The organism is Escherichia ruysiae (assembly GCF_031323975.1).
GTDB lineage: Bacteria > Pseudomonadota > Gammaproteobacteria > Enterobacterales > Enterobacteriaceae > Escherichia > Escherichia ruysiae.
Map to the genome: position 1 here is coordinate 3,476,901 of NZ_JAVIWS010000001.1, position 19,290 is coordinate 3,496,190.

The following is a 19,290-nucleotide window of genomic DNA, read 5'->3' on the forward strand; positions in this document are numbered from 1 at the left end:
TTTCACAAGTTGGCTGTTATGCAGGAATACACGAATCATTCCGATACCACTTTTGCACTGCGTAATATCTCCTTTCGTGTGCCTGGGCGCACGCTTTTGCATCCGCTGTCGTTAACCTTTCCTGCCGGGAAAGTGACCGGTCTGATTGGTCACAACGGTTCCGGTAAATCCACGTTACTGAAAATGCTCGGTCGTCATCAGCCGCCGTCGGAAGGTGAAATTCTTCTTGATGCCCAGCCGCTGGAAAGCTGGAGCAGCAAAGCGTTCGCCCGCAAAGTGGCTTATTTGCCGCAGCAGCTTCCTCCGGCAGAAGGGATGACGGTGCGTGAACTGGTGGCGATTGGTCGTTACCCGTGGCATGGCGCGCTGGGGCGCTTTGGCGCGGTAGATCGCGAAAAGGTCGAGGAAGCTATCTCGCTGGTTGGCTTAAAACCGCTGGCGCAGCGGCTGGTCGATAGTCTCTCTGGCGGCGAGCGTCAGCGGGCATGGATCGCCATGCTGGTGGCGCAGGATAGCCGCTGTCTGTTGCTGGACGAACCGACCTCGGCGCTGGATATCGCCCACCAGGTTGATGTGCTGGCGCTGGTGCATCGTTTAAGTCAGGAGCGTGGCCTGACGGTCATTGCCGTGCTGCACGATATCAATATGGCTGCGCGTTACTGTGATTATCTGGTCGCCCTGCGCGGCGGTGAAATGATTGCTCAGGGAACGCCTGCGGAAATTATGCGCGGCGAAACCCTCGAAATGATTTATGGCATCCCGATGGGTATTTTGCCGCATCCGGCGGGTGCTGCACCTGTGAGTTTTGTTTATTGATGAGCGGCTTACCTCTTATTTCGCGCCGTCGACTGTTAACGGCGATGGCGCTTTCTCCGTTGTTATGGCAGATGAATACCGCCCACGCGGCGGCTATTGATCCCAATCGTATTGTGGCGCTGGAGTGGTTGCCGGTGGAATTACTGCTGGCGCTCGGCATCGTGCCTTACGGCGTGGCGGACACCATCAACTATCGCTTGTGGGTCAGCGAACCACCATTGCCGGACTCAGTGATTGACGTTGGTTTGCGCACAGAACCTAACCTCGAACTGCTGACCGAAATGAAACCATCGTTTATGGTCTGGTCGGCGGGATATGGCCCTTCACCTGAAATGCTGGCACGTATTGCGCCGGGACGCGGATTTAACTTCAGCGACGGCAAACAGCCATTGGCGATGGCGCGTAAATCGCTGACGGAAATGGCAGATTTACTTAACCTGCAAAGCGCAGCGGAAATGCATTTAGCGCAATATGAAGACTTTATCCGCAGCATGAAACCCCGCTTTGTAAAGCGAGGATCGCGTCCGTTACTGCTGACGACGCTTATCGATTCGCGCCATATGTTGGTCTTCGGTCCAAACAGCTTATTCCAGGAAATTCTTGATGAGTACGGCATCCCAAATGCCTGGCAAGGGGAAACCAACTTTTGGGGCAGTACCGCCGTCAGTATCGATCGTCTGGCAGCCTATAAAGACGTTGATGTGCTCTGTTTTGATCACGACAACAGCAAAGACATGGACGCGTTAATGGCGACGCCGCTGTGGCAGGCAATGCCGTTTGTCCGTGCCGGACGCTTTCAGCGCGTACCCGCCGTCTGGTTCTATGGTGCGACGCTCTCGGCAATGCATTTTGTGCGTATTCTGGATAACGCCATCGGAGGTCAAGCGTGAGTAAACGAATTGCGCTTTTCCCGGCGTTATTACTGGCGCTGCTGGTGATTGCCGCTGCGGCGTTGACCTGGATGAACTTCTCGCAGGCGCTGCCGCGTAGCCAGTGGGCGCAGGCTGCCTGGTCGCCGGATATTGACGTCATTGAGCAGATGATTTTTCACTACAGCTTGCTGCCGCGTCTGGCGATTTCACTGCTGGTTGGCGCAGGTCTGGGGCTGGTAGGCGTGCTGTTTCAGCAAGTGCTGCGTAACCCGCTGGCGGAACCGACCACGCTGGGCGTCGCAACGGGCGCACAACTGGGGATTACCGTCACTACGCTCTGGGCGATCCCCGGCGCGATGGCGAGCCAGTTTGCCGCGTTGGCAGGGGCTTGTGTTGTTGGCTTAATTGTCTTTGGCGTCGCGTGGGGGAAACGGCTTTCGCCGGTAACGCTGATCCTCGCGGGTCTGGTGGTGAGCCTTTATTGTGGGGCAATCAATCAGTTACTGGTTATCTTCCATCACGACCAGCTGCAAAGCATGTTCCTGTGGAGCACAGGAACGCTGACGCAAACCGACTGGGGCGGCGTTGAGCGTTTATGGCCGCAGCTGCTGGGTGGCGTGATGCTGACGTTACTGCTACTTCGTCCGTTAACCCTGATGGGGCTTGATGATGGCGTGGCGCGCAATCTCGGGCTGGCCTTGTCGCTGGCGCGTCTGGCGGCGCTGTCGCTGGCGATTGTCATCAGTGCTCTGCTGGTGAATGCGGTAGGGATTATCGGCTTTATCGGGTTGTTCGCACCACTGCTGGCGAAAATGCTGGGGGCGCGGCGTTTGCTGCCACGGTTGATGCTGGCGTCGCTGATTGGTGCGCTGATCCTCTGGCTTTCCGATCAAATCATCCTCTGGCTGACTCGCGTGTGGATGGAGGTTTCCACCGGTTCGGTCACTGCGCTCATCGGTGCGCCGCTGCTGTTGTGGCTGCTGCCGCGTTTACGCAGCATTAGCGCGCCAGATATGAAGGTGAACGATCGTGTCGCGACTGAACGCCAACATGTGCTGGCGTTTGCCCTCGCTGGCGGCGTGCTGCTGTTGATTGCTGTGGTTGTGGCGTTGTCGTTTGGTCGTGATGCGCACGGCTGGACGTGGGCGAGCGGGGCGCTGCTTGATGATTTAATGCCCTGGCGCTGGCCACGAATTATGGCAGCACTGTTTGCGGGCGTCATGCTGGCGGTGGCGGGCTGCATTATTCAGCGGTTGACCGGAAACCCGATGGCAAGCCCGGAAGTGCTGGGGATTAGCTCCGGTGCGGCGTTTGGCGTAGTGTTGATGCTGTTTCTGGTGCCGGGCAATGCCTTTGGCTGGCTGTTGCCTGCGGGAAGTCTTGGCGCGGCGGTGACCTTGTTAATCATTATGATCGCCGCCGGTCGAGGTGGATTTTCCCCACACCGGATGCTGCTTGCGGGGATGGCGTTAAGCACCGCGTTCACCATGCTTTTGATGATGTTGCAGGCGAGTGGTGACCCGCGAATGGCGCAAGTGCTGACCTGGATTTCCGGTTCGACCTACAACGCGACCGATGCACAGGTCTGGCGCACAGGAATTGTGATGGTGATTTTGCTGGCGATTACCCCGCTGTGCCGCCGCTGGCTGACCATTTTGCCGCTGGGTGGCGATACCGCACGAGCTGTGGGAATGGCGCTGACGCCGACGCGAATTGCGTTGCTGCTGTTAGCGGCTTGCCTGACAGCGACCGCGACGATGACTATTGGACCGTTGAGTTTTGTTGGTCTGATGGCACCGCATATTGCGCGGATGATGGGCTTTCGACGAACGATGCCGCATATTGTGATTTCGGCGCTGGTGGGAGGTTTGCTGCTGGTATTCGCTGACTGGTGTGGGCGGATGGTGCTGTTTCCGTTCCAGATCCCAGCGGGGTTGCTATCGACGTTTATTGGCGCGCCGTACTTTATCTATTTGTTGAGAAAGCAGAGCCGTTAATTGAATGCCTCGCCCGGTGGGCGAGGCAAAATCATCACAACTTCGCAAACACCCGACGCGCAGCATCGATGGTGTTGTTGATATCTTCCATGCTGTGCGCCACAGACATAAAACCCGCTTCAAACGCTGACGGTGCCAGATATACACCTTCATCCAGCATCATATGGAAGAAACGCTTAAAGCGTTCCACGTCACAAGCCATCACGTCCTGGTAGCACGTCACGGACTCGGCGTCGGTAAAGAAAATACCGAACATGCCGCCAACATGGTTAACGACCAGCGGAATTCCCGCTTCTTCTGCCGCTTCCAGCAGACCTTCTGCCAGACGCGTGGTTAACTCATTCAGCGTTTCGTGAATGCCCGGCTGCGCGACTTCATTCAGACAGGCGAAACCTGCTGCCATCGCAATTGGGTTACCGGAAAGCGTACCAGCCTGATAGACCGGGCCGGTCGGAGCCAGTGCATCCATTACATCACGACGACCGCCGAATGCGCCTACTGGCATCCCACCGCCGATGATTTTGCCCAGGCAGGTAAGATCCGGCACCACGCCGTAATAATCCTGTGCGCCTGCCAGCGCCACGCGGAAACCGGTCATAACTTCATCGATGATCAGCAACGCGCCAAACTCGTCACACAGCGCGCGCAGACCCGGCAGGAACTCTGGCAGCGGAGGAACACAGTTCATGTTGCCTGCCACTGGCTCGACGATAATGCAGGCAATCTCTTGCGGATACTGTTCAAACGCGGCGCGTACAGACGCCAGATCGTTATAGGTACAGGTTAAGGTATGTTTGGCGAAATCTGCCGGAACGCCCGGAGAGTTTGGCTGACCTAACGTGAGCGCGCCAGAACCGGCTTTCACCAGCAGGCAGTCAGCGTGGCCGTGGTAACAACCTTCGAATTTAATGATTTTGTCGCGACCGGTAAAACCACGCGCCAGGCGGATGGCGCTCATCGTTGCTTCGGTGCCAGAGTTCACCATGCGCACCATATCCATCGTCGGCACGAGTTCGGTCACCAGCTCCGCCATTTTTACTTCCATTTCGGTCGGCGCACCAAAGCTCAGACCACGTTCAGCGGCTTCAATCACTGCATTGCGGATCGCCGGATGATTATGACCCAGCACCATCGGCCCCCAGGAACCGACATAATCGATATAGGCTTTGCCATCAACGTCGTACAGATAAGCGCCGTCCGCTTTTTCGATAAACAGTGGAGTACCGCCCACGCCGGTAAAGGCGCGAACAGGAGAGTTCACACCGCCAGGGATCAGCTCGCGCGCTGCGCTGTATAGGTTTTCAGACTTACTCATGGAGGGTTCCTGATTCGTAGAAAAAGTGAATGGCTGCTATTCTATGTTATTCATAACAAGTTAAATACTCGTCAAACATCAGGTTGCTTATACTGCTGCAACCTGGATTTCTAAGAGTATAAAAGTTTTGGGTATTTGAAACATTACGCTTTGCAAAGGATTTTCATGGAACGAGCGAGTAAAATGCCGTCATCTTATTTGTATGACCAATATGTGATCATTGGATGAAAACTGAAACTCCTTCTTATGAAATACCGCAGGCCGCGCGTCTGCGACGCAGACAACTGATTCGCCAACTTCTTGAGCGCGACAAAACCCCGTTAGCCATTTTGTTTATGGCGGCGGTCGTCGGCACCCTTGTCGGGCTGGCTGCAGTTGCTTTTGACAAAGGCGTCGCCTGGTTGCAAAACCAACGTATGGGTGCGCTGGTACATACTGCTGATAATTACCCACTTCTGTTAACCGTCGCTTTTCTTTGTTCGGCGGTGCTGGCAATGTTCGGCTACTTTCTGGTGCGTAAATACGCGCCAGAAGCAGGTGGTTCAGGGATTCCGGAAATTGAAGGGGCGCTGGAAGATCAACGTCCCGTTCGCTGGTGGCGTGTTTTGCCGGTGAAATTCTTTGGCGGGTTGGGGACACTCGGTGGTGGTATGGTTCTGGGGCGTGAAGGACCAACCGTGCAGATCGGCGGTAACATTGGCCGTATGGTGCTTGATATTTTCCGCATGAAAGGTGATGAAGCTCGCCACACGTTGCTGGCAACCGGTGCAGCGGCGGGGCTGGCGGCGGCCTTTAACGCGCCGCTCGCGGGTATTCTATTTATTATCGAAGAGATGCGTCCGCAGTTTCGCTATACGTTAATTTCGATTAAAGCGGTATTTATTGGCGTCATTATGTCGACCATTATGTATCGGATTTTTAATCATGAAGTTGCGCTGATTGACGTCGGTAAACTTTCTGACGCGCCGCTCAATACCCTGTGGCTTTATCTGATCCTCGGCATTATTTTTGGTATCTTCGGCCCTGTTTTTAATAAATGGGTTCTGGGGATGCAGGATTTGCTGCACCGTGTGCACGGCGGCAATATCACTAAATGGGTGTTGATGGGCGGTGCGATTGGCGGTCTGTGCGGGTTGTTGGGTTTCGTTGCACCAGAAACTTCGGGCGGCGGTTTTAACCTGATTCCTATCGCTACGGCGGGGAATTTCAGCATGGGAATGCTGATATTTATTTTTGTCGCGCGAGTGATCACTACGCTGCTCTGCTTCTCTTCTGGCGCGCCGGGCGGTATTTTCGCTCCGATGCTGGCGCTCGGTACGGTTTTGGGAACGGCATTTGGCATGGCTGCCACGGAGATATTTCCGCAATACCACCTTGAAGCAGGGACATTTGCTATAGCTGGAATGGGGGCGTTACTGGCGGCCTCTGTTCGGGCGCCGTTGACCGGGATCATCCTGGTGCTTGAGATGACAGATAACTATCAGCTCATTTTGCCAATGATTATTACCGGTCTTGGCGCAACACTATTAGCACAATTTACTGGTGGAAAACCGTTATACTCGGCGATTCTTGCCCGCACGCTGGCAAAACAGGAAGCGGAGCAGCTGGCGCGAAGCAAGGCCGTGGCTGCCAGCGAGAATACTTGAACGAAATACCAGGGTATTAGATAATGGCAGTTATTATTGGGTTAGAATTTGCCCAATTGCCGATGTCGTTTGGAGCAAAATATGAGTGATGACGTAGCACTGCCGCTGGAGTTTACCGACGCAGCAGCCAACAAAGTTAAAAGCCTGATCGCTGACGAAGATAACCCGAATCTGAAATTACGCGTGTATATCACCGGTGGCGGTTGCAGCGGCTTCCAGTATGGTTTCACCTTTGATGATCAGGTGAACGAAGGCGATATGACCATCGAAAAACAGGGCGTTGGCCTGGTGGTTGATCCGATGAGCCTGCAATATCTGGTCGGCGGTTCCGTTGATTATACCGAAGGTCTGGAAGGTTCACGCTTCATCGTAACCAACCCGAATGCGAAAAGCACCTGCGGTTGCGGTTCTTCCTTTAGCATCTAATCTGCTGTTAATGTGCCGGATAAACTATCCGGCACACCTTCTCTCTTCAACGCCCATTCTCATCCAGAGCAAACGTCGGCAATTTCAGATGCCACCGAATAGCCGCCAGCCGTATCAATAGCGTTACAACCATTCCCATCATACTGGCTGTTTCCAGCGGTACGGAGAAGGTGTAATGAGCTGTAGCATGGACAATACCGCCGATAATACAGGCCGTCGCGTAGATTTCTGTGCGTAATATCATCGGAACTTCGCGCGCCAGTACATCGCGGATGATCCCGCCGCCGACGCCGGTGATCACACCCATACAAACCGCGATTAACGGACCCGCTTCCGCATTAAAGGCTTTGTTGACACCAATGCCAACAAACACTGCCAGACCAACAGCATCCAGCACCGGCAGCATCCATTTGGGTAAGCGCCTTGGCTGGCGTACCAGAACGATAGTCAGCATACTGGTCACCATCGCGACGACCAGATCGGTGGGATCTTTCACCCAAAATACCGGACCGTGATCCAGCGCCATGTCGCGAATTGTCCCGCCACCTACTGCGGTAACCACGCCCAGAACCAGGACGCCAAAAGGGTCCATACGCAATTTTCCGGCCAGCAAAACGCCGGAGATGGCAAATACCGCTGTACCGACTATATCCAGCCAATAGACGAGCATTTTTCAATCCCCACTGAGCACCTGAAAGGTCAGGCGCTAATCCACTTGTGAAAGCGCATTACAGAGTTGTTGTGCAGCGAGGATAATACGTGGGCTTGCGCGTTCAAACCAGTCACTTGTGAGAGGAATAACGGGAATTTTGAGTTGTTCGCCCCAGTATTGCTTTATTTTAGGAATTTTATCCGCTCCGCCAGTGATGACAATGGCCTGCGGTGCGCGTGCTAATACTTGTTCACGGCTAACCTGCGGCCAGGGAACTCGACTGTCTTTAAAGATGTTTTCTCCGCCGCAAACTTCCAGTATCTGGTTCTGAATCGACTCTTTTCCGCTGGTGAATGGCGGATTAATGCCGAATTGTAAGAAAACACGTTTTTTCGGTTTATCAGCATATTGCGCTTTCAGTTGCGCATACTGTTCCAGTAAGGTTTGCGCGGCTTTTCCGGCCTTGTCAGGTTGCGGACTCCAGGGAGCCAGTTGACGTAACGCATCGGCAATTTGTTCAATGCTTGTCGCATCGACCCACATGACTTTTATTCCCAGCGAAGCAAGTTGGTCAACCTGCCGCTCGGCGTTCCCTCCGCGCCAGGCAACCACCAAATCGGGTTTCAGCGCCACGATGCGTTCCAGATTCATCCCTTGCCAGGTGGAAACCTGCTCAATATTCTGCGCTTCTGGCGGATAGTCGGAATAACTGCTGACCCCTACCGGCGTGATCCCGGCGGCAAAGGCAAGTTCAGTGTTGGCGGGAGAAAGTGTGATAACGCGCGGCGCGGCGTTGAGCCACAGCGGTGCGAGAAAAGACAGGGCGACCAGCGCCCTGAACAGTGACTTAGCCATGCGCCAGTTTCTGCACCAGTGACTCAACCATCAGGCTGGACTGTTTGGCTGCAACGGCCAGAAATTCGTCGAAGCTGAGATGAGACTGTTGATCGGCCACGTCGGAGATGGCGCGTACCACCACAAACGGTACATTAAAATTGTGGCAGACATGAGCGATAGCTGTCGCTTCCATCTCTACCGCAATGGCCTGCGGGAAATTGTGGCGGATTTTCGCCAGACCAACAGAGCCGTTGATGAACGCGTCGCCGCTGACAATCAGGCCTCGTACAGCGTTAAGATTCAGTTCGGCAATGCAGGACTCGGCGGCAGCGATCAGTTTATCATCAGCTTTGAAGCCTGCCGGACAGCCAGGTAACTGACCATATTCATAACCAAATGCCGTGACATCCGCGTCGTGATAACGTGCTTCGTCAGAGACAACGATATCGCCCACTTTCAGCGTTGGCGCCAGGCCCCCTGCAGAACCGGTGTTAATAATCACATCTGGTTTGCAGTGTTCCAGCAGCAGAGTTGCACCCAGCGCCGCAGCGACTTTACCGATGCCCGATTTCAGAAGCGCAACCTCGGTTCCGTTCAGTTGACCTGTGTAGATTTCACAGCCACCCAGACGGAGAGTTTGACGGTTTTCGATTTTGTCACGCAGTAGCGTAACTTCTTCTTCCATTGCACCAATGATGCCGATTTTCATAGATTTACTCGCGATAAGCCTGATTTGAGGGCATAGTTTATCATGCGCTTAAGAGGAAGCGTATTTCTCACGCGGGAGAGGACATGGCACAGATTGATTTCCGAAACAAAATAAACTGGCATCGTCGTTATCGTTCACCGCAGGGCGTTAAAACCGAACATGAGATCTTGCGGATCTTTGAAAGCGATCGCGGGCGTATTATTAACTCTCCGGCGATTCGTCGTCTGCAACAAAAGACCCAGGTTTTTCCACTTGAGCGCAATGCCGCCGTACGCACGCGTCTTACCCATTCAATGGAAGTTCAGCAGGTGGGGCGCTATATCGCCAAAGAGATTTTAAGTCGTCTGAAAGAACTTAAATTGCTGGAGGAGTACGGCCTGGATGAACTGACCGGGCCGTTTGAAAGCATTGTCGAGATGTCATGCCTGATGCACGATATCGGTAATCCACCGTTTGGTCATTTTGGTGAAGCGGCTATAAATGACTGGTTTCGCCAGCGTTTGTACCCAGCGGATGCCGAAAGTCAGCCGCTGACCGACGATCGCTGTAGCGTGACAGCGTTGCGATTGCGGGAAGGGGAGGAACAACTTAACGAGCTGCGGCGCAAAATTCGTCAGGACTTATGTCATTTTGAAGGCAATGCACAAGGTATTCGTCTGGTGCATACATTGATGCGGATGAATCTCACCTGGGCGCAGGTTGGCGGTATTTTAAAATATACTCGTCCGGCGTGGTGGCGTGGTGAAACGCCTGAGACTCACCACTATTTAATGAAAAAACCGGGCTATTATCTTTCTGAAGAAGCCTATATTGCCCGTTTGCGTAAAGAACTTAATTTGGCGCTTTACAGTCGTTTTCCATTAACGTGGATTATGGAAGCAGCTGACGATATCTCTTATTGTGTGGCTGATCTTGAAGATGCGGTAGAGAAAAGAATATTTACCGTTGAGCAGCTTTATCATCATTTGCATGATGCGTGGGGTCAGCATGAGAAAGGTTCTCTGTTTGCACAAGTGGTAGAAAATGCCTGGGAAAAATCGCGCTCAAATAGTTTAAGCCGCAGTACGGAAGATCAGTTTTTTATGTATTTACGGGTGAACACCCTCAATAAGCTGGTGCCCTATGCGGCACAACGATTTATTGATAATTTGCCGACGATTTTTGCCGGAACGTTTAATCATGCCCTGTTAGAAGATGCCAGTGAATGTAGTGAACTTTTAAAATTATATAAAAATGTCGCCGTAAAACATGTGTTTAGCCATCCAGATGTCGAGCAGCTTGAGTTGCAGGGGTATCGGGTGATTAGCGGGTTATTAGAGATTTATCGTCCTTTATTAAGCATGTCATTATCAGACTTTACTGAACTGGTAGAAAAAGAGCGAGTAAAACGTTTCCCCATTGAATCACGCTTATTCCACAAGCTCTCAACGCGCCATCGGCTGGCCTATGTCGAGGCTGTCAGTAAATTACCGTCAGATTCTCCTGAGTTCCCGTTATGGGAATATTATTATCGTTGTCGGCTGTTACAGGATTATATCAGCGGCATGACGGACCTTTATGCGTGGGATGAATATCGGCGGCTGATGGCGGTAGAACAATAACCAGGCTTTTGTAAAGACGGACAATAAATTTTTACTTTTTGCAGAAACTTTAGTTCGGAACTTCGCGCTATAAAACGAATCTGAAGAACACAGCAATTTTGCGTTATCTGTTAATCGAGACTGAAATACATGAAAAAAACCACATTAGCACTGAGTGCATTGGCTCTGAGTTTAGGTTTGGCGTTATCTCCGCTCTCTGCGACGGCGGCTGAGACATCTTCAGCAACGACAGCACAGCAGATGCCAAGCCTTGCACCGATGCTCGAAAAGGTGATGCCTTCGGTGGTCAGTATTAACGTAGAAGGTAGCACAACCGTCAATACGCCGCGTATGCCGCGTAATTTCCAGCAGTTCTTCGGCGATGATTCTCCGTTCTGCCAGGACGGTTCTCCGTTCCAGAGCTCTCCGTTCTGCCAGGGGGGCCAGGGCGGCAATGGCGGCGGCCAGCAACAAAAATTCATGGCGCTGGGTTCCGGCGTTATTATTGATGCCGATAAAGGCTATGTCGTCACCAACAACCACGTTGTTGATAATGCGACGGTAATTAAAGTCCAACTGAGCGATGGCCGTAAGTTCGACGCGAAGATGGTTGGCAAAGATCCGCGCTCTGATATCGCGCTGATCCAGATCCAGAACCCGAAAAACCTGACTGCAATTAAGATGGCGGATTCCGACGCGCTGCGCGTGGGTGATTACACCGTCGCTATCGGTAACCCGTTTGGTCTGGGCGAGACGGTAACTTCCGGTATCGTCTCTGCGTTGGGGCGTAGCGGCCTGAATGCCGAAAACTACGAAAACTTCATCCAGACCGATGCGGCAATCAACCGTGGTAACTCCGGTGGTGCGCTGGTTAACCTGAACGGCGAACTGATTGGTATCAACACCGCAATCCTCGCACCGGACGGCGGCAACATCGGTATCGGTTTTGCTATCCCTAGCAACATGGTGAAAAACCTGACCTCGCAGATGGTGGAATACGGGCAGGTGAAACGCGGCGAGCTGGGTATTATGGGAACCGAACTGAACTCCGAACTGGCGAAAGCGATGAAAGTTGACGCCCAGCGCGGTGCATTTGTAAGTCAGGTTCTGCCGAATTCTTCTGCCGCGAAAGCAGGTATTAAAGCGGGTGATGTGATCACCTCACTGAACGGTAAGCCAATCAGCAGCTTTGCCGCGCTGCGTGCCCAGGTAGGCACCATGCCGGTGGGCAGCAAACTGACTCTGGGCTTACTGCGCGACGGTAAGCAGGTTAACGTGAACCTGGAACTGCAGCAGAGCAGCCAGAATCAGGTTGACTCCAGCTCCATCTTCAACGGCATTGAAGGCGCTGAGATGAGCAACAAAGGCAAAGATCAGGGCGTCGTCGTGAACAACGTGAAAACGGGCACTCCGGCTGCACAGATTGGCCTGAAAAAAGGTGATGTGATTATTGGCGCGAACCAGCAGGCAGTGAAAAACATCGCTGAACTGCGTAAAGTTCTCGACAGCAAACCATCCGTGCTGGCACTGAACATTCAGCGCGGCGACAGCACCATCTACCTGTTAATGCAGTAATCTTCCTCAACCCCTTCCCGTTCAGGGAAGGGGGTCTTCATGCAATCTGTGAACTTCCCCACAACTCCATATATATCTTCGTTCCTTTGGGCATTTGCACAATGCCGTGCGTTCCGTACTTCCTTATGCTAAGCCGTGCACAATGGAGGGCTTATGGCTGGCTGGCATCTTGATACCAAAATGGCGCAGGATATCGTGGCGCGCACCATGCGCATTATCGATACCAATATCAATGTAATGGATGCTCGCGGGCGCATTATCGGCAGCGGCGATCGTGAACGTATTGGTGAATTGCACGAAGGTGCATTGCTGGTACTCTCGCAGGGGCGAGTTGTCGATATCGATGACGCGGTAGCACGTCATCTGCACGGTGTGCGGCAAGGGATTAATCTACCGTTACGGCTGGAAGGTGAGATTGTCGGCGTAATTGGCCTGACTGGTGAACCAGAGAATCTGCGCAAATATGGCGAACTGGTCTGCATGACGGCTGAAATGATGCTGGAACAGTCGCGGTTGATGCACCTGTTGGCGCAGGATAGCCGTTTGCGGGAAGAACTGGTGATGAACCTGATTCAGGCCGAGGAGAATACACCCGCACTCACTGAATGGGCGCAACGGTTAGGGATAGATCTCAATCAACCGCGAGTGGTGGCTATTGTCGAGGTCGACAGCGGTCAGCTTGGCGTGGACAGCGCAATGGCAGAGTTACAGCAATTGCAAAACGCGCTGATTACGCCGGAGCGTAATAATCTGGTGGCGATTGTCTCGCTGACCGAAATGGTGGTGTTGAAACCGGCGTTGAATCCGTTTGGGCGCTGGGATGCAGAAGATCATTGTAAGCGAGTTGAGCAGCTCATTACTCGTATGAAAGAGTACGGTCAGCTGCGGTTTCGCGTTTCGCTGGGTAATTATTTTACTGGACCTGGCAGTATTGCCCGCTCTTACCGCACGGCGAAAACAACGATGGTAGTCGGTAAACAGCGAATGCCCGAAAATCGCTGCTATTTTTATCAGGATCTGATGCTACCAGTTTTACTGGATAGTTTGCGCGGCGACTGGCAAGCCAACGAACTGGCGCGACCGCTGGCGCGATTGAAAGCGATGGACAATAACGGATTGCTGCGGCGAACACTGGCGGCGTGGTTTCGCCACAATGTGCAACCGCTGGCAACGTCAAAGGCGCTGTTTATCCATCGAAATACGCTGGAGTATCGACTTAATCGTATATCAGAACTGACCGGCCTGGATTTGGGCAATTTTGATGACAGGTTGCTGCTGTATGTGGCGCTGCAACTGGATGAAGAGCGGTAGGTTCATAACAAAATTAAAGCCGGGTGATACTTTACCCGGCTCGCAGAATGACATCAGTTACTATTATTTGCGTGTCAGCTTTTCCAGATCCGCTTCAATCTCACTGATCTTATTGGTTACCACTGACTCCAGGTGACGCAAGTCATCGAGGATCTTACGCTTAAGATCAACTTCGCTACGGTCACGCTGGCAGATTTGATCAAGCTCATCAATGATATAACGAAGATTTGGGCTGATTTCCTGCACTTCTTTATAACCCTGACCCACACCATCGGCGACCACCGTTTTGCGCTGACGCGGATATTTAAACTTCACGCTCTTGGCGAAAAACTCACCTTTGTCTTTCTGAAAATAGATTTTCAGAATATCGTTGTTGGCTTCCTGCCGGAGGCTGTAACGATCAATTTCTTCAGGATTGGTAATACCCAGACTTTTCAGATTGTCGTACATAGCGTTACCTCAAAATGAGTCAGTAAATTGTGCTTATCTTAGCATTTGGCCTGGCCCGCCCGGCTCGACTGTGATCGCAGAAAGCCTTTTTCTTCCAGACTTCTATCATGGCGTAAAATTTAAAAAATTACCTGCTTTATTCTGGCGATATTCCAGAGGATGGATTAGCACATTTATCTTCGTTTTGCGAATTACATGACAGTCCAAAAAAGATGAAAAAGTATTTAAAAGAAGGGACAAGAATGAGTAGGGCGAATTAATCTGAGTCAGAAAGCACACGGGCAGCATCGTGCTGCCCGTTTGCATACTTTTAGTCGATGGTACGCAGCAGTTCGTTGATACCGACTTTACCGCGAGTTTTCGCGTCAACTTTCTTAACGATAACGGCACAATAAAGGCTGTATTTGCCATCTTTCGACGGCAGGTTGCCAGAAACAACCACAGAGCCTGCCGGAACGCGACCGTAGTGGATTTCGCCGGTTTCACGGTCGTAAATACGGGTGCTCTGACCGATGTATACGCCCATGGAAATAACGGAACCTTCTTCGACAATCACCCCTTCAACCACTTCAGAGCGCGCGCCGATGAAGCAGTTGTCTTCAATGATGGTCGGGTTAGCCTGCAGCGGCTCCAGCACGCCGCCAATGCCTACACCGCCAGACAGGTGCACGTTTTTACCAATCTGCGCACAGGAACCGACGGTCGCCCAGGTATCAACCATGGTGCCTTCATCAACATATGCGCCGATGTTGACGTAAGACGGCATCAGCACGGTGTTACGGGCAATAAACGCACCCTGACGTACCGCCGCTGGTGGTACAACACGGAAGCCTTCTTTCTGGAAACGTGCTTCGTCGTAGTTGGCGAATTTCATCGGCACTTTATCGAAGTAGCGGCTTTCTGCCCCTTCGATCACCTGATTATCATTAATACGGAAAGAGAGCAGCACCGCTTTTTTCAACCACTGATGCGTCACCCACTGACCGTCAATTTTTTCCGCAACACGCAGCGCGCCGGAGTCCAGCAGCGAGATCACCTGATTTACCGCTTCGCGGGTAACAGTGTCTGCATTGGCTGGCGTGATTTCGGCACGGCGTTCAAAAGCGGTTTCAATAATGTTCTGTAACTGCTGCATTGTTAAACTCTTTTCATATCAGTAAACACATCACCCTTTATCGTTTGGATTGAGGGCCTCTGTCAACCGCTGATGCACTTCCTGCTGCAACTCATTATTAAGCGCACGTCGGTCGGCGGTGGCGATTATGAATAAATCTTCTACTCGCTCACCAATGGTTGTAATTCGGGCGCCATGAAGCGAAATTCCCAGATCGGCAAAAATTTTCCCCACCCGTGCCAGCAGTCCTGGTTGGTCGAGGGCGATCAGTTCGAGGAATGATTTTCGGTCGGTATGGGTCGGCAAAAACGTCACTTCGGTTTCAACAGTAAAGTGACGTAATTTGGCGGGTTGACGACGCGGCTGCGGTGGCTGCCAGCTACTTTGTGTCAGTACTTGCTCCAGGCCAAAGCGAATAACCTCATGGCGATCTGCGGATAGCGGGCTGCCATCCGGCTCCAGCACAATGAAGGTATCCATCGCCATACCGTCGCGGGTCGTGAAAATTTGCGCGTCATGAACGCTTAAATTGCGGCGGTCTAATTCGGCACACACGGCAGCAAACAGATACGGCCGATCAGGACTCCAGATAAATATCTCCGTACCGCCGCGCGTAGCCTGTGGGCTAAGTAATACCAGCGGCTTGCTTAAATCATGTTGTAATAAATGGCGAGCGTGCCAGGCCAGTTGATTTGGGCTATGGCGGACAAAATAGTTAGCGCGACAGCGTGACCAGATCTGGTGTAGCGCCTCTTCGTCGATATTGTCCATACGCAGCAGCGCCAGTGCCTGAAGCTGGTGATGGCGAACTCGTTCGCGCATATCTGGCGTGTTTTGCATTCCGCGTCGTAGCTGTTTTTCGGTGGCAAAATAGAGTTCGCGCAACAGACTCTGCTTCCAGCTATTCCACAGCGTTTCGTTAGTGGCGCAAATATCGGCTACCGTCAGACAGACCAGAAAACGCAGTCGATTTTCCGTTTGTACTTCTTCGGCGAATTGTTTGATGACTTCCGGATCCTGAATATCGCGGCGCTGGGCGGTGACCGACATCAGCAAGTGCTGGCGAACCAGCCAGGCGACCAGTTGCGTTTCGCGCGAGTTCAGGCCGTGCAGTTCGGCAAAATGCACCACGTCTTGTGCGCCGAGTATGGAGTGGTCACCGCCGCGCCCTTTGGCGATATCGTGAAACAGTGCGGCGATAAAAATCAGCTCTGGTGATGGCAGGCGCGGCCAGACGTCCACACACAACGGATGGCGCTGGCGCGTTTCTTCACTGGCAAAACTCTCCAGTTTCAACATCACGCGAATGGTATGTTCATCCACTGTGTAAGCGTGGAACAGGTCAAACTGCATCTGCCCGACGATATGCGACCATTGGGGCATATAGGCGCCCAGCACGCTATGGCGATGCATTGGCAGTAACCCGCGACGCATTGCGCCGGGGTGACGCAGAATGCTCAAAAATAGCTTTCGCGCTTCCGGAATGTTGCACAGTGGTTGTTGCAGATGACGGCGGGCGTGACGTAACTGGCGCAGCGTGGTGGAGTAAATGCCGGTGATCGCACTGTTGCGTACCATAGTGTAGAACATACGCAAGATGGCTTCCGGCTGGCGCATAAATAGTGTTTCATCACGCAGGTCGATAAGCGTACCGCGTAGCTGAAACTCATCGTCAATCGGACGCGGCTTTTCATCGGCGGGCAGGGCGAGGATGGCTTCATCAAACAGTTGTAGCAGCATCTGGTTGAGTTCGCTGACGCGGCGCGTGACGCGGAAGTAATCCTTCATCATCCGCTCGACCGGTTCGTTACCTTCACCACTGTAATTCAGACGCTGGGCGACGCTAAGCTGGCGATCAAACAACAGGCGGTTATCGTAACGGCTGACGACCAGATGCAGGGCAAAGCGAATACGCCACAATATATGCAGACATTCGTTTAATTCCGCTCGCTCCGCTGAGGTTAAGAAGCCAAACCCGACCATTTCATCCAACGATGTTGCGCCAAAATGACGGCGGGCCACCCACTGTAAAGTGTGAATATCACGCAAGCCCCCGGGGCTGCTTTTGATGTCTGGCTCAAGGTTGTAGCTGGTGCCGTGGTAACGCTGGTGGCGCTGGTTCTGTTCTTCAACTTTCGCCGCGTAGAACTTGTCGGAAGGCCAGAATCCTTCGCTGAAAATGTGTTTTTGCAGTTCGAGAAATAGCGCAACATCGCCAATCAACAAGCGTGATTCAATTAAATTGGTGGCTACGGTTAAATCCGATAACCCTTCCAGGATGCATTCTTCAAGTGTCCGCACGCTATGACCGACTTCCAGCTTCACATCCCAGAGCAGCGTTAACAACTCGCCTACTTTTTGTGCCTGGTCGTCCGGCAGTTTCTTGCGGCTTAAGATCAGTAAATCGACGTCCGAAAGTGGATGCAGCTCGCCACGACCATAGCCACCGACAGCGACCAGCGCCAGGTCGGCAATCTGACTGAAACCGGCTTCAATCCACAAGCGTTGCAGGAGTTGGTCGATAAACTCGGTGCGGGCTTCAATCAACTGTTCTGCGGAGATCCCGCTATCAAAGGCATCGCCCAGCCAACGCTGAAAGGTATCAATATGGGCTTTTATCCCAGAGACGGTTAATTCGTCACGGGGCCAGACGCATGGATTTTGCGGTTGACCGGGCAGGGTGGGGAGAGCGGTATTTGCGTACTGTTCTGGAAGGGTATTCATTGTGCGCCACCCATAAGATTAAATTATCGCATTAAAAAAGCCGGCATTCGCCGGCTTCAGATTGTTGACAAAGTGCACGTGTTCATGCCGGATGCGGCGTGAAGGCCTTATCCGGCCTACAACTCCTTGCAAATTCAATATATTGCAGGAGAAAGTAGGCCTGATAAGCGTAGCGCATCAGGCATTTTTGCGTTTGTCTGCCTCTTATTCGTCGTGCGAGATTATCGCCGGGATGGTGTCATCCTTGCGTAGCGTCAGAATTTCGCAGCCGTTATCAGTCACCACAATAGTATGCTCGTATTGTGCAGACAAGCTGCGATCTTTGGTTTTTACCGTCCAGCCATCTTTCATGGTGCGGATCTCTTTTTTACCCGCGTTGACCATTGGCTCGATGGTGAAGGTCATCCCCGGTTTCAGCACGACGTTGGTTTCAGGTGAGTCATAGTGCAGCACTTGCGGCTCTTCGTGGAAGCCGCGACCAATACCGTGTCCGCAATATTCACGAACGACAGAGAAGCCTTCTGCTTCGACAAATTTCTGAATTGCCGCGCCGATTTCGCGCAGATTAATACCTGGTTTTACCATGCGTAGCGCCAGGTACAGACTTTCCTGCGTCACGCGGCACAGGCGTTCGCCCATGATGGTCGGTTTACCGACGATAAACATTTTCGAGGTGTCGCCGTGGAAACCATCTTTGATTACGGTGACGTCAATGTTAACGATGTCACCGTCTTTCAGCAGTTTGGCGTCGTCCGGGATACCGTGGCACACCACTTCATTAATAGAGATGCAAACGGATTTCGGATAACCGTGATAGCCGAGGCAGGCCGAAACCGCGTGTTGTTCATTAACAATATAATCATTACAGATGCGATCCAGCTCGCCGGTGCTGACGCCCGGTTTAACATAGGGTTCGATCATCTCCAGCACTTCGGCAGCCAGGCGGCCAGCGACGCGCATTTTTTCGATATCTTCAGGGGTCTTGATTGAGATAGCCATTAATTCTGTCCATCAGCGTCGGTGATACCGACAATATATATGTAAGTGCTGTCAATGGTATCACACCCTGTCAAATTGAGAATCATTCTGAACTTCGCGAAACGTGCCACCGAGGGTTTTCTATAATAGAAAATTCAGCGTCTGATGCTGTACACAGCGCCAACAATTATTGGAGTCCACGGCGTATTTGTGGTATAAAGCGCGCCGGACTTCCGATCCATTTCGTATACACAGACTGGACGGGAGCGACAATCTCACTTTGTGTAA

At 52.5% G+C, this 19,290-nt stretch carries 18 protein-coding genes; 10 read left to right on the forward strand and 8 right to left on the reverse strand.

Features of this window, described 5'->3' with window-relative positions:
- Positions 1-18 precede the first annotated feature (18 nt).
- Genes fhuC through fhuB form a run of 3 tightly spaced genes read left to right on the forward strand, consistent with a single transcriptional unit; the run spans position 19 to position 3,685 of the window.
- Positions 19-816, forward strand: coding sequence for a Fe3+-hydroxamate ABC transporter ATP-binding protein FhuC (gene fhuC / locus RGV86_RS16755; RefSeq protein ID WP_085460341.1), 798 nt, complete (start codon positions 19-21; stop codon positions 814-816).
- Entirely contained in the window at positions 816-1,706 is an 891-nt protein-coding gene (fhuD, locus tag RGV86_RS16760; protein ID WP_085460342.1) for a Fe(3+)-hydroxamate ABC transporter substrate-binding protein FhuD, read from the forward strand. The genes fhuC and fhuD overlap by 1 nt, the downstream gene beginning before the upstream one ends.
- Positions 1,703-3,685 carry a Fe(3+)-hydroxamate ABC transporter permease FhuB gene (gene fhuB / locus RGV86_RS16765; RefSeq protein ID WP_105290121.1) on the forward strand — a complete coding sequence of 661 codons (1,983 nt, stop codon included), beginning with the start codon at positions 1,703-1,705 and terminating at the stop codon, positions 3,683-3,685. The genes fhuD and fhuB overlap by 4 nt, the downstream gene beginning before the upstream one ends.
- A gap of 34 nt (positions 3,686-3,719) precedes the next feature.
- Here fhuB and hemL read toward each other — a convergent pair whose 3' ends face one another.
- A complete protein-coding gene (hemL, locus tag RGV86_RS16770) occupies positions 3,720-5,000 on the reverse strand; it encodes a glutamate-1-semialdehyde 2,1-aminomutase (RefSeq protein ID WP_000045244.1) in 1,281 nt (426 codons plus the stop codon).
- Between the two features lie 165 nt (positions 5,001-5,165).
- Between hemL and RGV86_RS16775 the strand changes: the two genes are divergently transcribed.
- Genes RGV86_RS16775 through erpA form a run of 4 tightly spaced genes read left to right on the forward strand, consistent with a single transcriptional unit; the run spans position 5,166 to position 7,072 of the window.
- Positions 5,166-5,228 (forward strand): hypothetical protein, encoded by a 63-nt coding sequence (locus RGV86_RS16775; protein WP_212741837.1) that lies wholly within the window; start codon positions 5,166-5,168, stop codon positions 5,226-5,228.
- On the forward strand, positions 5,225-6,646 hold the full coding sequence (gene clcA / locus RGV86_RS16780; protein WP_000846361.1) for a H(+)/Cl(-) exchange transporter ClcA: 1,422 nt from the start codon (positions 5,225-5,227) through the stop codon (positions 6,644-6,646). Before RGV86_RS16775 ends, clcA begins: the two co-directional genes overlap by 4 nt.
- A gap of 23 nt (positions 6,647-6,669) precedes the next feature.
- Positions 6,670-6,735: a small protein YadW gene (gene yadW, locus RGV86_RS16785; RefSeq protein ID WP_122998795.1), complete on the forward strand. Its 66-nt coding sequence runs from the start codon at positions 6,670-6,672 to the stop codon at positions 6,733-6,735.
- Positions 6,728-7,072, forward strand: coding sequence for an iron-sulfur cluster insertion protein ErpA (erpA, locus tag RGV86_RS16790; protein WP_001295564.1), 345 nt, complete (start codon positions 6,728-6,730; stop codon positions 7,070-7,072). The genes yadW and erpA overlap by 8 nt, the downstream gene beginning before the upstream one ends.
- 46 nt (positions 7,073-7,118) lie before the next feature.
- On the opposite strand, the gene RGV86_RS16795 is transcribed toward erpA, so the two are convergent.
- Genes RGV86_RS16795 through mtnN form a run of 3 tightly spaced genes read right to left on the reverse strand, consistent with a single transcriptional unit; the run spans position 7,119 to position 9,270 of the window.
- Positions 7,119-7,742, reverse strand: coding sequence for a TRIC cation channel family protein (locus tag RGV86_RS16795; protein WP_000964226.1), 624 nt, complete (start codon positions 7,740-7,742; stop codon positions 7,119-7,121).
- A gap of 36 nt (positions 7,743-7,778) precedes the next feature.
- The gene (gene btuF, locus RGV86_RS16800; RefSeq protein WP_010345996.1) at positions 7,779-8,579 is read right to left on the reverse strand and encodes a vitamin B12 ABC transporter substrate-binding protein BtuF; all 801 of its coding nucleotides are present in this window, start codon (positions 8,577-8,579) and stop codon (positions 7,779-7,781) included.
- A complete protein-coding gene (gene mtnN, locus RGV86_RS16805) occupies positions 8,572-9,270 on the reverse strand; it encodes a 5'-methylthioadenosine/S-adenosylhomocysteine nucleosidase (protein WP_000689855.1) in 699 nt (232 codons plus the stop codon). Before mtnN ends, btuF begins: the two co-directional genes overlap by 8 nt.
- Before the next feature lie 83 nt (positions 9,271-9,353).
- Between mtnN and dgt the strand changes: the two genes are divergently transcribed.
- The 3 genes from dgt (at position 9,354) to cdaR (ending at position 13,736) form a co-directional block, all read left to right on the forward strand.
- Positions 9,354-10,871 (forward strand): dGTPase, encoded by a 1,518-nt coding sequence (gene dgt / locus RGV86_RS16810; RefSeq protein ID WP_032224478.1) that lies wholly within the window; start codon positions 9,354-9,356, stop codon positions 10,869-10,871.
- A gap of 129 nt (positions 10,872-11,000) precedes the next feature.
- Positions 11,001-12,425 (forward strand): serine endoprotease DegP, encoded by a 1,425-nt coding sequence (gene degP, locus RGV86_RS16815; protein ID WP_000753934.1) that lies wholly within the window; start codon positions 11,001-11,003, stop codon positions 12,423-12,425.
- Between the two features lie 153 nt (positions 12,426-12,578).
- On the forward strand, positions 12,579-13,736 hold the full coding sequence (gene cdaR / locus RGV86_RS16820) for a DNA-binding transcriptional regulator CdaR (protein ID WP_000929427.1): 1,158 nt from the start codon (positions 12,579-12,581) through the stop codon (positions 13,734-13,736).
- A gap of 63 nt (positions 13,737-13,799) precedes the next feature.
- Here the strand turns inward: cdaR and RGV86_RS16825 are convergent, their stop codons facing one another.
- The 4 genes from RGV86_RS16825 to map all read right to left on the reverse strand — a co-directional run bounded on the left by RGV86_RS16825 (position 13,800) and on the right by map (position 19,023).
- Positions 13,800-14,186, reverse strand: coding sequence for a DUF3461 family protein (locus RGV86_RS16825; protein WP_000272188.1), 387 nt, complete (start codon positions 14,184-14,186; stop codon positions 13,800-13,802).
- 310 nt (positions 14,187-14,496) lie between these two features.
- Positions 14,497-15,321 carry a 2,3,4,5-tetrahydropyridine-2,6-dicarboxylate N-succinyltransferase gene (gene dapD, locus RGV86_RS16830; protein ID WP_001186663.1) on the reverse strand — a complete coding sequence of 275 codons (825 nt, stop codon included), beginning with the start codon at positions 15,319-15,321 and terminating at the stop codon, positions 14,497-14,499.
- Between the two features lie 30 nt (positions 15,322-15,351).
- Positions 15,352-18,024 carry a bifunctional uridylyltransferase/uridylyl-removing protein GlnD gene (glnD, locus tag RGV86_RS16835; RefSeq protein ID WP_001094592.1) on the reverse strand — a complete coding sequence of 891 codons (2,673 nt, stop codon included), beginning with the start codon at positions 18,022-18,024 and terminating at the stop codon, positions 15,352-15,354.
- Positions 18,025-18,228: 204 nt separating this feature from the next.
- The gene (gene map, locus RGV86_RS16840) at positions 18,229-19,023 is read right to left on the reverse strand and encodes a type I methionyl aminopeptidase (protein WP_001018198.1); all 795 of its coding nucleotides are present in this window, start codon (positions 19,021-19,023) and stop codon (positions 18,229-18,231) included.
- Positions 19,024-19,290 lie beyond the last annotated feature (267 nt).

What these genes read in the sequence shown, in the direction of transcription:
- fhuC (WP_085460341.1), top strand. Translation starts at nt 19, where the DNA reads ATGCAGGAATACACGAATCATTCCGATACCACTTTTGCACTGCGTAAT.
- fhuD (WP_085460342.1), top strand. Translation starts at nt 816, where the DNA reads ATGAGCGGCTTACCTCTTATTTCGCGCCGTCGACTGTTAACGGCGATG.
- hemL (WP_000045244.1), bottom strand. Translation starts at nt 5,000, where the DNA reads ATGAGTAAGTCTGAAAACCTATACAGCGCAGCGCGCGAGCTGATCCCT.
- clcA (WP_000846361.1), top strand. Translation starts at nt 5,225, where the DNA reads ATGAAAACTGAAACTCCTTCTTATGAAATACCGCAGGCCGCGCGTCTG.
- erpA (WP_001295564.1), top strand. Translation starts at nt 6,728, where the DNA reads ATGAGTGATGACGTAGCACTGCCGCTGGAGTTTACCGACGCAGCAGCC.
- RGV86_RS16795 (WP_000964226.1), bottom strand. Translation starts at nt 7,742, where the DNA reads ATGCTCGTCTATTGGCTGGATATAGTCGGTACAGCGGTATTTGCCATC.
- btuF (WP_010345996.1), bottom strand. Translation starts at nt 8,579, where the DNA reads ATGGCTAAGTCACTGTTCAGGGCGCTGGTCGCCCTGTCTTTTCTCGCA.
- mtnN (WP_000689855.1), bottom strand. Translation starts at nt 9,270, where the DNA reads ATGAAAATCGGCATCATTGGTGCAATGGAAGAAGAAGTTACGCTACTG.
- dgt (WP_032224478.1), top strand. Translation starts at nt 9,354, where the DNA reads ATGGCACAGATTGATTTCCGAAACAAAATAAACTGGCATCGTCGTTAT.
- degP (WP_000753934.1), top strand. Translation starts at nt 11,001, where the DNA reads ATGAAAAAAACCACATTAGCACTGAGTGCATTGGCTCTGAGTTTAGGT.
- cdaR (WP_000929427.1), top strand. Translation starts at nt 12,579, where the DNA reads ATGGCTGGCTGGCATCTTGATACCAAAATGGCGCAGGATATCGTGGCG.
- RGV86_RS16825 (WP_000272188.1), bottom strand. Translation starts at nt 14,186, where the DNA reads ATGTACGACAATCTGAAAAGTCTGGGTATTACCAATCCTGAAGAAATT.
- dapD (WP_001186663.1), bottom strand. Translation starts at nt 15,321, where the DNA reads ATGCAGCAGTTACAGAACATTATTGAAACCGCTTTTGAACGCCGTGCC.
- glnD (WP_001094592.1), bottom strand. Translation starts at nt 18,024, where the DNA reads ATGAATACCCTTCCAGAACAGTACGCAAATACCGCTCTCCCCACCCTG.
- map (WP_001018198.1), bottom strand. Translation starts at nt 19,023, where the DNA reads ATGGCTATCTCAATCAAGACCCCTGAAGATATCGAAAAAATGCGCGTC.